Here is a 14,354-nt window from a genome sequence, read left to right as displayed (position 1 = left end):
GGAGCCGAAGATCGGGCGCACGGAAGCCATGCCTACTAACTGGGGCAGACACTCCTTCTCAAGGTAGATTCAATCTACGTAATATTCGATCTACGTAAGAATCAATCTACGTTTACCAAGGAACTGACGATGGAGTTCACCGGTAGGGCAGCCGACCTGGACCTGCTCGCTCAACAGCTGGACCTGGTGACCGAGGGGTGCGGTGCGACACGTGGCCGGGCAGTGATCGTGACCGGTCGACGGCGTGTCGGTAAATCGCGGCTCATCCAGGAGTTCTGCGATCGGTCAGGGAGGGCGTACGTCGTCTTTCAGGCCACTCGCGGACGCAACCCGGTGGCCGAGCGCGACGATTTCATCGCCACCATCACGCACTCCGCGTTAGGCGGGGCCGAGTTGGTTGCCGGGTTACACGCATCCGACTGGAACCAGGCCCTACGCGCCCTTGCCATCGCCCTCCCAGATGACGTGCCCGGTATCGCCGTTATCGACGAGGTGCCCTGGCTCACCGAACAGGACTCCGAGTTCGAAGGCGCACTGCAGACTGTGTGGGATCGCCAACTATCCGGCAAGCCGGTGCTACTCGTGCTGGTCGGCAGCGACATCTCGGTCATGGAAGCGTTGCAGTCCCGCGACCGCCCATTCTTCGGGCGCGCAACGAAGATGACTGTCGAGCCGCTGAATCTGGCCGATGTGCAGACAATGACAGATCTCGACGCCGCCAATGCTGTCGACGCCCGGCTGATCACCGGGGGCTTCCCGGAGATCGTCCAGTCGTGGCGGCCGGGGATGAGCAGAACCGATTTCCTCCGAACTTCGGCGGCGAACCCGCTGTCACCGCTGCTGGTTGCCGGCGAGCTGTCTCTGCTCGGCGAGTTTCCGGAATCATCACGCTCGCGCGCTGTGCTGGAGGCCGTTGGCAGTGGTGAGCGCACCTTCGGTGCCATCGCCGCACAGGCCGGAGGCACTGGCGCACTGCCCTCGGGAACCCTGACACCAGTCCTGAACGCCCTGCAAGCCAAGCGAACTATCGCCACGGACCTACCGCTGTCCACCAAGCCCGACACCAAGAACAAGCGGTATCGCATCGCCGATTCCTACCTCCGGTTCTGGCTGGCCTTCCTCCAGCGAGGCATTCCCCTCATCGAACGCGGACGCGGAGATCTTGCCCTCACTCGCATCGAGCGCTCCTGGACCGCCTGGCGCGGACGTGCCGTCGAACCTCTCATCCGGGAATCCTTACTACGCCTGCTGCCCAGCGGCCGATGGCCCGAAACCGAAGCGATCGGCGGCTGGTGGAATCGGCAGAACAACCCTGAAATCGACCTCGTCGGTGCCGACCGCGAGCCTGTCGCAGGTGCGGTCCATTTCATCGGATCGATCAAATGGCTGGAGGACCGCACCTTCGACCGCCACGATTACGACGCTCTCACCCGAGCGATCCTGTCGGTGCCGGGCACCGACATACACACGCCGTTGGTGGCCGTGTCCCGCTCCGGCATCGAATCCGACCTTCCACTCGCGATGCGTTGGGGCCCTGAAGATCTCGTCGCCGCATGGCAGTGAATGACCCAAGGCTTGCTCGGGGTAAGCGGTCGGGTCAGCGGCCGACGACTCGGGCAAGGCGCTCCGGATAGCGCGCGCCCGCGAAAGCCCCTGAGGGGGCGGTGGTGTCGATGCGGGCGAGATCGTCTGCGGTCAGGGCGATGTCGGCGGCTGCGACGTTTTCCTCGAGGTACGTGCGGCGCTTGGTGCCCGGGATGGGGACTACGTCCTCGCCCTGGCTCATGACCCAGGCCAGGGCCAATTGGCCTGCGGTGATGTTCTTTTCGGCGGCCAGCTCGCGCAGGGCGGCGACGATGGCGAGGTTGCGGTCGAGGTTGTCGTCGGCGAAACGCGGTAGTTGGCGGCGCATGTCGTCGGCGGGGAGTTCGGCGGTGGAGGTGATGGCGCCGGTGAGGAAGCCGCGGCCGAGCGGGGAGAACGGCACGATGCCGATACCCAGCTCGCGGCAGGTCGGCAGCACCTCGGCCTCGATGTCCCGTGTCCACAGCGACCATTCGCTCTGCAGCGCGGTGATCGGGTGCACGGCATGCGCGGCACGGATGGTTGCGGCCGAGGCTTCGGAGATGCCGAGGTAGCGCACCTTGCCCGCGGCGACCAGTTCCGAAAGTGCGCCCCAGGTCTCCTCGATCGGGACGTTCGGATCCACCCGATGCTGGTAGTAGAGGTCGATGTGGTCGACACCGAGACGGGCCAGCGACTCGTCGCAAGTCTGCTTGACATAGGCGGCGTCACCGCGCGCGCCCAAGGTGCCGCCCTCGCCCCACACGATGCCGAACTTCGTCGCGAGCACCACCCGATCACGGCGATCGGCGATAGCGCGCCCGACCAGCCGCTCATTGGTTTCGGGCCCATACACATTGGCGGTGTCGAGCATGGTCACGCCCAGATCGAGCGCGCGATGAATGGTCGCGATGGACTCGTCGTCGTTATCACGCAGGCCATAGGCCTGGCTCATCCCCATGCAGCCGAGCCCCTGCGCACCTACGGTCAGTTCGCCGAGTTTCCTGGTCGGGATCATTGCGGGATCTCCTCCTTCAGCACGCCGGATGCGATGTCCAGCGGCAGGTCCGGGTCGTGATTACCGAGATCCGACGCTACGGCCTGGAGTGCACTCCATGTCAAGTACGGGCCCGCCGACGCTGGCGGAACATACAGACAGCCGGCCACGTCATCGAGACTCCTCGACGGCGTGGCCGATGTGGATCGGTGTCGCGATGACCGGGGACTCGACCTCGGACACCCGGTCGCCGAAACAACCGAGCCGCCCGAGTGTGACTTCAGATCCGATGCAACGTTCTGGCGAAGTTCACACCGAAGAGTTTCGCGGTCTCGAGATCTCCCTTGTCGAAGGAATCCACGGGAGCTTTGTGATGTATTTGCGCCATTGCGCCGGTCCATGATCCGAGTCGATCGACAGCTGGGTCCGTAGTCGCGCCGGCATTGTTTTCGAAGTTCGGCGGATTGCCGACCCACAACATCCCGTGCTGCATCGAGAAAACCACCATGGACATCAGGGTTGATTGTTTATCGCCCGATGGATACGACGAGACCGTGAAGCCGGAGGCAAGTTTTCCGCGCAACTCCTGAGTGCGAAAAAGGGGCGATGTCGAATCCATGAACGATTTGAAGGGCCCGGAGACGCCTCCGAAATAGGTGGGAGAACCCCAGATGATGCCATCGTAGGTGGCCAACCGAGCAGGCGAGGCGACGAGCTGGTCAGCCTTCAGCAGACTAACCTCTGCACCTGCCACATTCCTGGCGCCTGCGACGACATGCTTTGCGAAGTATTCCGTACGCCCATGGCCGCTGTGATAAACCACGGCTATTTGTTTCACTGCTGATGTTTCTTCATTCACGGCGCCAAGGATGTTCTCCGGCCATACCGGCCGGCAACTATCGTTGCCGTTTCCGGAACGAGCCCGAATCGAATGCTTATCGGGCGTGGGATACAAGGAATGAGGGTGGGCTACGGCGCGATACCCGCCCTCATCATGAGTGCGGTGCCGCAGTCGGAGACCGCCGCCGCCAATAGCTTCAACACCCTGATGCGCTCCATCGGGACCTCGTTCGCCGCCGCAATGGTCGGTGTCGTCCTGTCCCAGATGAGCATTCGGTTCGGCGGCCACACCCTGCCCTCGGAGCAAGGCTTCCGCACCGGCCTGCTGATCGGCTGCGGTGTCGCCCTCGCCGCCGCGGCCATCACCGCAACGATTCCGTACCGCCGGACCACCCCCACTCCCCACTCCCCCGTCGACACCGCGCCGAAGGTCGCATCCAGGGCCTGAAGCGAGTGTTGACACGGTTGGCTAATTGCATTAGCTTTATGGCTATCAGCATTAGCTACCAGCGCAACGGGAGTTCGACATGACCGAGTACCTGACCATCGACGGTGGACAGATCGCCTACGACGTGACCGGCGATGGCCCACTGGTCGTGCTGTCGCACGGCATCGGCGACCGGCGCCAGGCTTTTCGGTTGCTCGCGCCGAAGCTGATCGCCGCCGGCTACCGGGTCGCGGCGGCGGACCTGCGCGGACACGGAGAGTCCAGCATGAACTGGAAGTCCCACGACGGCAGTGACGCGATCTCGCGGACCGATGTCGCGGGCGACCTGCTCGCGCTGATCCGCCACCTCGGCGGTCCAGCGGTCATCATCGGACACTCCATCTCCGGCGGTGCCGCCACCATCGCTGCGGCACAAGCGCCCGAACTTGTCAGCGCCATTATCGAACTCAACCCGTTCACCAAGACCCAGAAGCTCGCCGCAGGCGCACTTTTCACCGTCCCGCGCTACCGCAAGGGGCTGGTGCCGCTGATGAACACCATGATCTTCAAGAGCCTCGGACAGTGGATGCGCTACCTGAACGTCGCCTACCCGATCAAGCCTGCCGACTACGACAAGTACATGGCCGAATTGTCGGCGAAGCTGCAGGAACCGGGCCGGTTCGCGGAATTCATGAAGACCGGCAAGTCGACTCCCGCCGACGCCGAGGCGCAGCTGCCGAACATCAGTAGCCCCGCGCTGATCATCATGGGCACCGAGGACCCCGACTTCGCGAACCCCGAAGCCGAAGGCGACGCCATCGTCGCTCTCATGCCCGCGGGTCTCGGCACCGTCGCGGTGGCGGAGGGATCCGGGCACTACCCGCACGCGGACGCGCCGGACCGGGTGGCCGAACTCGCGCTGCGGTTCCTCGCGGAGCAGGCTCGTGCCTAGGGTCGGGCTGACCCCAGCCGACGTCGTCCGTGCGGGTGCCCAACTCGCCGACGACGTCGGCTATGACAACCTGGCCATGGGTCTGCTTGCCGAAAAGCTCGGCGTCCGAACACCTTCCCTGTACAAGCACGTGGCCAACCTGGCCGATTTGCAGCACGGCATCGCCGTGCTCGCGATGACCGAACTCGACCGCGCCGTTCGCGACGCGATGCACGGCCGCTCCGGCACCGAAGCATTGGCAGCCTTCGCCCGCGCATTCCGCTCATATGTCGTCGCGCACCCTGGCCGCTACGCCGCCACCGTCGGAGCCGAGTTCACCAGCCCCGACGATCCCCTGCTGGAATCCAGTGGCCGCGTGCTCGATTCGATGGTGGCAGTGCTGCGCGGTTACGACATTCCCGACGTCGAGACGGATCACGCCCTGCGCACCTTGCGCTCGATGTTCCACGGATTCGCGTCCCTACAGGTATCCGGCGGCTTCCAGTGGACCGGCGATCCGGAAGCCAGCTTCGACTGGATGATTCGGTTCATCGACCGTGGACTACGTGGGCGGTGAAGAGCGGATGGGGAGGCGCCGCGTGATCGACCCCGCACGGCCGGGCCGACCATCCCCGCCGCCCAGTCCCCATCACCCCCGCGGAGCAGGTCGCGTCCAGGGCCTGAAGCCTCATCGACCGTGGATTGTGTTGGCTTCGAAGAAGTCCCACGCGAGGTCGGTCGCGTTCACCCCGGCCTGCGCATCGGAGAGTTCGCCCTGCGCGGCGCCCGGCCACGAGTGTCCCATCTCGGGAAGCCGGTAGATCTCGACCGTGCTGCCGTCGGCGCAGGTGGCCGTCGCGACGGTGATGCCATTGGCCAGGTCGGCGTGCGCTCCCCCGGGAGCGCAGGCGAGTCGCTCCTGCCATTGCGTGATCCCGGTGTCGAATCGACCGAAGTAGCGGTCCTTGCCACCGAGGAAGGTGATAACCGAAACCGGCGTCGTCGGCTTGTAGGACGGTTCCGCCGCGGCGGAACCGAAGAACCCCCCGCTGACCGCGGCGATGGCGGCGAAGGTGCCGGGTAGTTCCACCGCGAGCTTGAAGGACATATCGCCGCCGTTCGAGATGCCTGCGGCATAGACGCGCTTCGGGTCGGCTTTCCAGGCGCTGGTCATTCGGGCGAGGACAGTCTTGACGAAGCCGACATCGTCTTCCGAACCACAGCAGACGAAGGCGTTGTATCCGGAAGCGTGCCCCTCCGGATAGACGACGAGGAAGTTTTCCTTGTCCGCCTTGGCATTCAAGCCGCTGGTCGTGGCGATCCGCGCCGCGTCACCGGGATAGAAGTGCAGGGCGACCACGAGTGGCAGGGCGGTGCTGCCGTCGTAGCTCGGCGGCGCATGCACCACATAGGAGCGGGTCTTGCCACCGAATTCGATGGTGATCCGCTGGTCACCCGAGCCGGGCTTGTCGTCCTGTGTAGGGGGGCGGGGCCGCTCGGCGATGTCGGTGGCGCGACGGGGCTCTGGCAGGCCGTGACCCACAGGGCACAACAGGCAATGGCGATGGCGACACTACGAAGCCAGAACACGGTCTCACTATGGCACGAAATCGATGCGCCGTTGTCAAGACTGCGAACATTCGAGAATGGTTGAGTAGCAATAGATATCGCAGATGTGGACAACTCGCATAGGTGAGCGACCGGCGCCGGCGATCGACCCCGCGCGGCCGGGCCGCTGGTTAGGCTCGGCGGCATGATCCTTCGCAATGTGACCGTCGATTGCGCCGATCCGTATGAGCTCGCGTTATTTTGGAGCGCCGTCACCGGATGGCCGGTGTCCGAGGAGGATAAGCCAGGCGACGACGAGGTGTTGGTCGAGGCGCCCGCGCTTGCGCCGGGCTTGCTGTTCATTCGCGTGCCCGAGGGCAAGGTGGTGAAGAACCGTCTGCACTTCGATTGGATGCCAACCGAGCGGACGCGTGACGACGAGGTCGAGCGCATCATCGGCATGGGAGCGACACTGTACGAGGACCACCGAACCGCCGATGGGCTCGGCTGGGTCACGCTGCTCGATCCCGAGGGAAACGAGTTCTGCATCGAGCGAAGCAAGGCCGAGCGCGAAGGCCGATAGCCAGGGCAGGCGGTAGCTGGATCCTTACTTCCCACCGGTGGCGCAGCTGAGTATCGCGTTATAACATCGGCCCCGTTTGTTCACATCGCGCGGCAGGACGAGAACTTGACCAGTGGTACCCGGCAGGCTTCCTCGTCTTCGCGCCGTGGACGTTCACGTCGGGCTTCCGGGTCGAGCGCGCCCACGCTGGCGACGCTGCTCGCCGCGGCCGTCGAGCACAATCCCGACGGCGCGGCCGTCGTCTGCGACGACGCCACATTGACTTATCGTGCCCTCGACACGCGCTCATCGCAGATGGCCAGAGTTTTGCTGGCGATGGGGATCGGCCCGGAAACCACCGTCGCGGTGGCCCTGCCCCGATCGATCGACTCGGTGCTCACGGTCTGGGCGGTCGCCAAGACCGGCGCGGCGTTCGTACCCATCGATCCAGGCTTCCCCTCGGCACGCATCGAATTCCAGGTCGCCGACTGCGGTGCGCAGTTCGGGCTTACCAGGCAGCAGTACGCCGCGGTACTGCCGGGTGAGGTTCGGTGGCTCGCGCTGGACGCTCCCGACTTCGAGGCACAGGTGACGGCGCAGTCGCCGACACCGATCTCCTACCTCGACCGCCGGACGCCGATGCGCGACACCAACCCGGCCTACCTGATCTACACCTCCGGCTCGACCGGCCTGCCCAAGGGCGTCACGGTCACCCACGCCGGCCTGGCCGGGCTCTGCGCCGAACTCACCACGCGGCACTCGATTTCCCGCGACGCGCGGATCCTGCACTTCGCCTCACCCAGCTTCGACGCTTCGATATTGGAACTGCTACTTGCCATCGGCGCGGCCGCAACCATGGTGATCGCCCCGCCGACGATCTACGGCGGTAGTGAGCTGGCGCAGCTCATCACGCACCATCAGGTCACCCACGCCTTCCTCACTCCGTCGGCGCTGGCCTCGGTCGAGCCGACCGGACTGGACTTCCTGCAGGGCATCATCGTCGGCGGCGAGCCGTGTCCCCCCGCGTTGGTCGGCCGTTGGGCGGTGGCAGGACGACGATTCTGGAACGCCTACGGGCCCACCGAATCCACCATCGTCGCGACCATCAGCGCGCCGCTGTCGCCCGAGGCGCCGGTGACCATCGGATCGGCCGTGCGCGGCATGCGCCTGCGCGTGCTCGACCGGCAACTGCGCCCGGTCGGCGTCGGCGTCGCGGGCGAGCTGTATATCTCCGGTCTCGCCATTGCCCGCGGCTATCACCGTCGCGCCGGGCTGACCGCGCAGTGTTTTCCCGCAGACCCGCACGGCGCGCCCGGCACTCGGATGTACCGGACCGGCGACCTCGTCCGCTGGACCACCGGCGGTGATCTCGACTACCTCGGCCGCACCGACGACCAGGTCAAGGTCCGCGGTTTCCGGATCGAGCTCGGCGAGATCGACGCGATCCTCACGACGCATCCCGAGGTGCGCGCGGCCGTCACCGTCGACCGGAGGACCGCCGCGAGCGAAACCACGCTGGCGGCCTATGTCGTGCCAGTACCGGGGCGATCGCCCGACCCGGCCGCCCTTGCCGACACCTTGGCGCAGCGGCTGCCGCGGTACATGCTGCCGACCTCGATCACCATCGTGGACCGAATCCCGCTGACCCCCAACGGCAAAACCGATCGTGCCGCGCTACGTGCCCGATCCGAGGACCGCCTCGTCCATCGACCGCTGTCGGGTCTCGGCGAGGAATTGATCGCCGCGGTGTTCGCCAGGGTGCTCGGGCACGAGCAGTTCGGGCCGGACTCCGACTTCTTCACTTCGGGCGGCAATTCGCTGCTCGCCACCCAGGTCGCCGCCCGGCTCAGCGAGACATGGCAGGCCCAGATCCCGACCAGGCTGGTCTTCGACCACCCAACGGTGGCCCTGCTGGCGAAGTCACTCCAGACGCAGCGACTGGCCACGGCCCGACCGGCCTTGGTCGCTCGTCCGAGACCCGAGCGGATTCCCTTGTCCCCCGCCCAGCTTCGGTTCTGGTTGCGCAACCAGTTCGACACCACGACCTCGGTGGACAACGTGGGGTTCGCACTCGGCATGTCGGGTGACCTCGATGTCGAGGCGCTGCGTGCCGCGTTCGCCGACACCGTCGAGCGGCACGAGGCGCTGCGCACGATGTACCCGGCGGACGCCATCGGACCGCACCAGCTGATACTCGAAACATCAAGTGCTGTTGCCGATTTCGTGCCCGAAGACACGCACCCCGACGCGGTGGACGAGCGGGTGCGCGAGACGTTGTGGCGCGGTTTCGACGTGTCAGCGGAAGTGCCGTTGCGCGCTCGGCTGCTCCGGGTGAACGGCAGCTACGTGCTGGCCTGCGCGACACACCACATCTGCGCCGACGGCTCCTCCCTGGCCCCCTTGGCGCGTGATGTCGCCATCGCCTACGCCGCGCGGATCGCGGGCGACGCACCGACCTGGCTACCGCTGGAGGTGCAGTACGCCGACTACGCACTGTGGCAACAGGACGTGCTCGGGTCGCGCGACGACCCGGATTCGCCATTGTCCCGGCAGCTCGCCTACTGGACACAGGAACTGGCAGAGCTGCCCGACGACCTCGACCTGCCGACCGACCGCCCACGACCGGCGGTGGCCTCGCTGCGCGGCGACGGCGAGCAGCGCACGGTGTCCGCCGCGCTGCATCGCGACCTGCTCGCCGTCGCGCGGACCCATCGGGCCACGTTGTTCATGGTGATGCGGACAGCCTTGGCCGTCCTGCTGGCCCGCCTGTCCGGCGGCACCGACATTGCCATCGGCGTGCCGATGACCAATCGCGCCGAGGCCGCCCTCGCGGATGTCGTCGGCATGTTCGTCAACACCACGGTGTCGCGAACCAGGATCGACCCCGCCGAGAGCTTCGCGGATCTGCTGACCCGGACCCGCGATCGGGACATGGTGAATTTCGCGCACTCGGAGGTGCCGTTCGAACTGGTCGTGGATGCCGTCAACCCGGTGCGGTCCCCTGGACGGCATCCGCTGTATCAGGTCGGTTTCGCGTTCCAGAACTTCGCCGAGGCCAATGTCGAACTGTCGGGCCTCACGTTCTCGTCTTACGACGCGGACATCAGGACCGCGAAGACAGACCTGCACATCGCGGTGGTCGACACCCACGACGAGGACGGCGCCCCGGGCCCGATCGACATCCGATTCGGCTATGCCACAGACCTTTTCGATGAAACGACAGTGCGCAGATTTCTCGCCAGCTATCTGCGCATCCTGCACGAAGTGGCCGCCGATCCGATCGGCGCGGTCGGTGATATCGACATCATGGAACCGCTCGAGCGGCGGCGGATCCGGTTCTGGTCGGCCGGACCGGACCTCCCGGTCGCGCCGGAGACCCTGACCACCGCGCTGTGGCGGCATGCGCTCGCGACACCCGACGCCGTCGCGGTGGTCTGCGGAGCGGAGGCACTGACCTACGCGCAACTGCAAGACCGGTGTAATCGGTTGGCCCGGTGGCTGATTCGACAAGGCGTCGGACCCGACACGGTAGTGGCGGTGGCCATGCGGCGGTCCATCGATCAGGTCGTCGCATTGACCGCGATCGTCGAAGCAGGCGGGGCCTGGGTGCCGATCGATCCGGATCATCCGGACGAGCGGATCCGGTCGGTACTCGATTCCGCCGCACCGCGGTGCGTCGTGACCACCAGCGGTGACGCGTTCACCGTCGCTCCCGCGCACACCGTCGACACCCTCGATCTCTCGCAGCTGAGTCCCGAACCGGTACTCGATGCCGAGCGCGGCGCCGCACTGCGCGGCGACCATCCCGCCTACGTGATCTACACCTCCGGCTCCACCGGTCGACCGAAAGGCGTTGTGGTCAGCCACGACGCGATCGTCAACCAGCTCATCTGGATGCAGCAGCAGTACCGTGTCAGCGGTGCCGACAGGTACCTGCAGAAAACTCCCGCGACGTTCGATGTCTCGCTGTGGGGGTATTTCCTGCCGCTGCGTGCCGGCGCCCGGCTGGTGCTTGCCGGACCGAGCGAGCACCGCGACCCCGCAGCATTGGGCAGGCTCATCGCCGCGCACCGCGTTACGCTCACCGATTTCGTGCCCGCCATGCTCGCGATGTTTGCCGCGCACGCCAGCGCGACCGAATTGACGTCACTGCGTGCGGTTTTCGCTATCGGCGAGGCGCTGCCACTGGAGACCGCACGGGCGTTCGCCGCCGTCTGCGGCGCCGAACTGCACAATCTGTACGGTCCGACCGAAGCCGCCGTGAGCATCACCCATCACCGGGTCGAGGCCACCGACCTGACCTCGGTGCGTGTGCCGATCGGTGCACCGGAAGGGAACTCCCAGAGCTTCGTCCTCGACACCCGGTTGCGACCGGTGCCGGTCGGCGCGGTGGGTGAACTCTATTTGGCCGGAGTCCAACTCGCCCGCGGATATCACGGCGCCCACGCGCTGACGGCGGGCCGGTTCGTCGCGAATCCGCTCGGCGGCCCCGGCGACCGGATGTATCGGACCGGCGATCTGGTGCGGTGGACGCCGCGCGGTGCACTGGACTACATCGGGCGCAGCGACTTTCAGGTGAAGGTGCGTGGTCACCGCATCGAGCTCGGCGAGATCGAAGCCGCGTTGCTCGCCGACCCCACCGTCGGTCAAGCGGCTGCCGCGGTCAAACCGGCGCAAGACGGGGACCAGCTCGTCGGCTATGTCGTCGCAGCGCCCGGTGCGGCAGTCGACCCCGATGGCTTGCGGCGCTCGGTATCTCGGGTGTTGCCCTCGTACATGGTGCCCGCGGCGGTGTTGCCCCTGGATGCGCTGCCGGTCAACGCCAGCGGCAAACTCGACCGTCCGGCGCTGCCACTGCCGGTGTTCACCGCACGGGCCGGTGTCGCGCCGTCGACCGCGCTCGAACACGCGATCGCCGAGGTGTTCGCCGAGGTCCTCGCGGTGTCACCGATCGGGGTCGAGGATGATTTCTTCGAACTCGGCGGGTCCTCGTTGATGGCTTTCACACTTCACCAACGACTTTCGTCCCGCCTGGACCGCGAGGTGCCGATGTCGGTGTTGCTCGCCACACCCACGGTGGGCGGCCTCGCCGCGCAGCTCACCGAGGCCACGGGGCCGACGCGAACGGACACGCCGGCGTCGGCCGAGGACGCCGTGCTCGACGCCGCAATCGCTGTCGACGGGATCGCCGCCGCTCATACCGGACCGCCGCGTGAGCTGCTACTGACCGGTGCGACCGGGTTCCTCGGCGCCCACCTGCTGCGGGAACTGCTGCACCGCACCGACGCCAGAGTGTGGTGCCTGATCCGGGCGAACACCGACGTCGAGGGCGCCAACCGGATTCGGCTGGCGCTGCACCGCTACCGGTTGTGGGACGATGCCGTCGCCGATCGGATCATCGCGGTCCCCGGCGATCTCGCCGCGCCGCGCCTGGGCCTTTCCGATGCCGACTACGACCGCCTCGCCGACACCATCGACGTCATCTACCACAACGGCGCTCGCGTCAATCACGTCGATCCCTATGCTCGACTACGCGCCGCCAATGTCGAAGGCACCAAGGATGTGCTGCGCCTGGCGACGACGCGGCGGGCCAAGCCCGTCCATTTCGTCTCCACTATCGGCGCCGCCGTCTCGACCACGCCGGAATCCGGCGTCGTCGAAGAGGACACTCGACTGCGGGCCGACCAGGTCTCCGCCAACGGCTACCTCACCTCCAAGTGGGTCGCCGAAGAACTGGTTCGGCAGGCGGGCGAGCGCGGGGTTCCGGTCGCCGTCTATCGTCCCGGCACGATCAGCGGCGACACCCGAATCGGTGTGAACAGCGCCGACGATTCGATCTGGAACATGATCCGCGCCGCCGCAATCCTCGGGATCGCACCCGATGTCGGCGACGCGACGGTGTCACTGGTTCCGGTGGACTACGTGGCGGGCGCGCTCGTCGAGATCTCGGCCCACTCAGCGTCGGATATCGTGTATCACCTGGTCAACCGCACTCCGGTGGCGGTGCGCGACATCTTCGACTCGCTGCGCGACCACGGCCTCCCGGTCGCGACCGCCCCGCTGGAGACCGTCCGCGCCGAGCTGGACCGCGAGTCCCGCCTGCGCAACGACGCGGGCGACGATTCGCTCGTCCGCGCGGCGCTGCTCAGCGCGAACTTCGCCGGGCTCGCCGGACATCTCGACTGGGACGACGCCCACAGCCGTACCGCCTTGGCGGACACCGGCATCGAGTGCCCGCCCCTCACTCGCCCGATACTCGACACCTACATCAGGGAGTTCATCGCATCGGGGTTCCTACCGTCGCGATAGCGCTCGAGCGCATCCGCTGGCGCGCCGCCGAACGGCGATCGAGATGCCAAAGCTATGCGCAAGAATCGACAGCGGTAGTCCTCGGGAAGGTCATCTCATCGAGATGGGTGTGACGACCGGGGACGGTGTGCCCGGGCGGCCATAGGTTTCGGATGCGCGAGAATGTTGCCTGTCATGAGTGCGCCAGCTTGCTCGAGGCGGTGGAGTACCGGTGAGAGTTCGAAACTGAACGTCGCGCTACCCGATGCAGACATCGTCGGCCACGGTGTTCCCACGGAACTCATCGACCGTATGTGCTCGACCACGCGCGAGTTCTTCCTGCTGCCGGACACGGCCAAGGACGCGGTGGCGCACCGGCCAGGCGTATCCGGGTTCCGCAGAATGGGCGGATCGACCGCACACAGCCTGGACCAGAAAACCCCACCCGATCTGTGTGAAGTGTTCTCCGCGCATGTGACCGGAGACCTCAGCGACCAGGAACGCGCCCGTCTCGGTGATTATTGGGCATCATGGAAACTGGCCAACGTGTGGCCGCGATTCCCGGTGAACTTCGAGCGGACGTGGCACGAGTACATGGCGGCCCTGACGTACCTGTCAGCCGACCTCATGCGGTTGTTCGCCCTGGCTCTCGCACTCGACGAACGTTTCTTCGACGACAAATTCGACCGTCACGTCTCCTCGATCGCCGTCAACTACTACTACCCGCAACAGCGAACACCGCTGCCCGGGCAGCTACGCCGTGGCGAACACACCGATTGGGGAAGCCTGACCATCCTCTACCAAGACACCGACCGAGGAGGTCTACAGGTCCGCCAGGGCGCGAGCCAATGGTGTGACGTCCCAACCATTCCCGGCGGGTTCGTCGTCAATATCGGTGACCTCATGGCCCTGTGGACTGCCGGCCGGTGGGCATCGACCAAGCACCGGGTCGTCAACCCGCCACCGGGAGACACGTCCGCACGCTTGTCGATGCCGTTCTTCTACCTGCCCAACCATGATGCGGTCCTGCACCCGATCGCCGCATTCACCGGCACGGACTATCCGGATTCGATCGGCGTATCGACTGCCGGACAATGGATCTCACGCAAGATGCAGAGAACATTCGCAGCCGATCCGCAGAACTACGCGGACGCCGATTGAGTGCCGGGCAGGTCTCGGCGGAGATCAGCCGGAAACG

General features: G+C 66.1%; 9 protein-coding genes and 1 pseudogene. 7 read left to right on the top strand and 3 right to left on the bottom strand.

Features of this window, described 5'->3' with window-relative positions:
• Window positions 1–129: 129 nt before the first annotated feature.
• Window positions 130–1,563 (top strand): ATP-binding protein, encoded by a 1,434-nt coding sequence (locus OHQ90_RS12400; RefSeq protein WP_328410184.1) that lies wholly within the window; start codon window positions 130–132, stop codon window positions 1,561–1,563.
• A gap of 34 nt (window positions 1,564–1,597) precedes the next feature.
• Here OHQ90_RS12400 and OHQ90_RS12395 read toward each other — a convergent pair whose 3' ends face one another.
• Together OHQ90_RS12395 and OHQ90_RS12390 are read right to left on the bottom strand one after the other, a co-directional pair.
• The gene (locus OHQ90_RS12395) at window positions 1,598–2,581 is read right to left on the bottom strand and encodes an aldo/keto reductase (RefSeq protein ID WP_328410182.1); all 984 of its coding nucleotides are present in this window, start codon (window positions 2,579–2,581) and stop codon (window positions 1,598–1,600) included.
• A 259-nt stretch (window positions 2,582–2,840) separates the two neighbouring features.
• Window positions 2,841–3,419 carry a flavodoxin family protein gene (locus OHQ90_RS12390; RefSeq protein ID WP_328410181.1) on the bottom strand — a complete coding sequence of 193 codons (579 nt, stop codon included), beginning with the start codon at window positions 3,417–3,419 and terminating at the stop codon, window positions 2,841–2,843.
• 96 nt (window positions 3,420–3,515) lie between these two features.
• Here OHQ90_RS12390 and OHQ90_RS12385 point away from each other — a divergent pair.
• The 3 genes and pseudogenes from OHQ90_RS12385 to OHQ90_RS12375 form a co-directional block, all read left to right on the top strand.
• Window positions 3,516–3,848: pseudogene (locus tag OHQ90_RS12385) on the top strand (MFS transporter); the annotation flags it as partial.
• 79 nt (window positions 3,849–3,927) lie between these two features.
• Window positions 3,928–4,779 (top strand): alpha/beta fold hydrolase, encoded by an 852-nt coding sequence (locus OHQ90_RS12380; protein WP_328410179.1) that lies wholly within the window; start codon window positions 3,928–3,930, stop codon window positions 4,777–4,779.
• Window positions 4,772–5,335 (top strand): TetR/AcrR family transcriptional regulator, encoded by a 564-nt coding sequence (locus tag OHQ90_RS12375; protein ID WP_328410177.1) that lies wholly within the window; start codon window positions 4,772–4,774, stop codon window positions 5,333–5,335. Before OHQ90_RS12380 ends, OHQ90_RS12375 begins: the two co-directional genes overlap by 8 nt.
• A 111-nt stretch (window positions 5,336–5,446) precedes the next feature.
• Here the strand turns inward: OHQ90_RS12375 and OHQ90_RS12370 are convergent, their stop codons facing one another.
• Window positions 5,447–6,301 (bottom strand): alpha/beta hydrolase family esterase, encoded by an 855-nt coding sequence (locus OHQ90_RS12370; RefSeq protein ID WP_328410176.1) that lies wholly within the window; start codon window positions 6,299–6,301, stop codon window positions 5,447–5,449.
• Window positions 6,302–6,511: 210 nt separating this feature from the next.
• Here OHQ90_RS12370 and OHQ90_RS12365 point away from each other — a divergent pair, with 210 nt between their 5' ends.
• The 3 genes from OHQ90_RS12365 (at window position 6,512) to OHQ90_RS12355 (ending at window position 14,317) form a co-directional block, all read left to right on the top strand.
• The gene (locus OHQ90_RS12365; protein ID WP_328410175.1) at window positions 6,512–6,889 is read left to right on the top strand and encodes a VOC family protein; all 378 of its coding nucleotides are present in this window, start codon (window positions 6,512–6,514) and stop codon (window positions 6,887–6,889) included.
• A gap of 105 nt (window positions 6,890–6,994) precedes the next feature.
• Window positions 6,995–13,177, top strand: a complete 6,183-nt coding sequence (locus tag OHQ90_RS12360; protein ID WP_328410173.1) for a non-ribosomal peptide synthetase — start codon at window positions 6,995–6,997, stop codon at window positions 13,175–13,177.
• A gap of 174 nt (window positions 13,178–13,351) precedes the next feature.
• Window positions 13,352–14,317, top strand: coding sequence for an isopenicillin N synthase family dioxygenase (locus tag OHQ90_RS12355; RefSeq protein WP_328410171.1), 966 nt, complete (start codon window positions 13,352–13,354; stop codon window positions 14,315–14,317).
• Window positions 14,318–14,354 lie beyond the last annotated feature (37 nt).

This window comes from Nocardia sp. NBC_00403 (genome assembly GCF_036046055.1).
Classification (GTDB): domain Bacteria; phylum Actinomycetota; class Actinomycetes; order Mycobacteriales; family Mycobacteriaceae; genus Nocardia.
The sequence above is the reverse complement of the archived record's forward strand: the minus strand, read 5'-3'. Positions and strand labels throughout refer to the sequence as shown.

What these genes read in the sequence shown, in the direction of transcription:
- OHQ90_RS12355 (WP_328410171.1), top strand. Translation starts at nt 13,352, where the DNA reads ATGAGTGCGCCAGCTTGCTCGAGGCGGTGGAGTACCGGTGAGAGTTCG.
- OHQ90_RS12365 (WP_328410175.1), top strand. Translation starts at nt 6,512, where the DNA reads ATGATCCTTCGCAATGTGACCGTCGATTGCGCCGATCCGTATGAGCTC.
- OHQ90_RS12400 (WP_328410184.1), top strand. Translation starts at nt 130, where the DNA reads ATGGAGTTCACCGGTAGGGCAGCCGACCTGGACCTGCTCGCTCAACAG.
- OHQ90_RS12380 (WP_328410179.1), top strand. Translation starts at nt 3,928, where the DNA reads ATGACCGAGTACCTGACCATCGACGGTGGACAGATCGCCTACGACGTG.
- OHQ90_RS12395 (WP_328410182.1), bottom strand. Translation starts at nt 2,581, where the DNA reads ATGATCCCGACCAGGAAACTCGGCGAACTGACCGTAGGTGCGCAGGGG.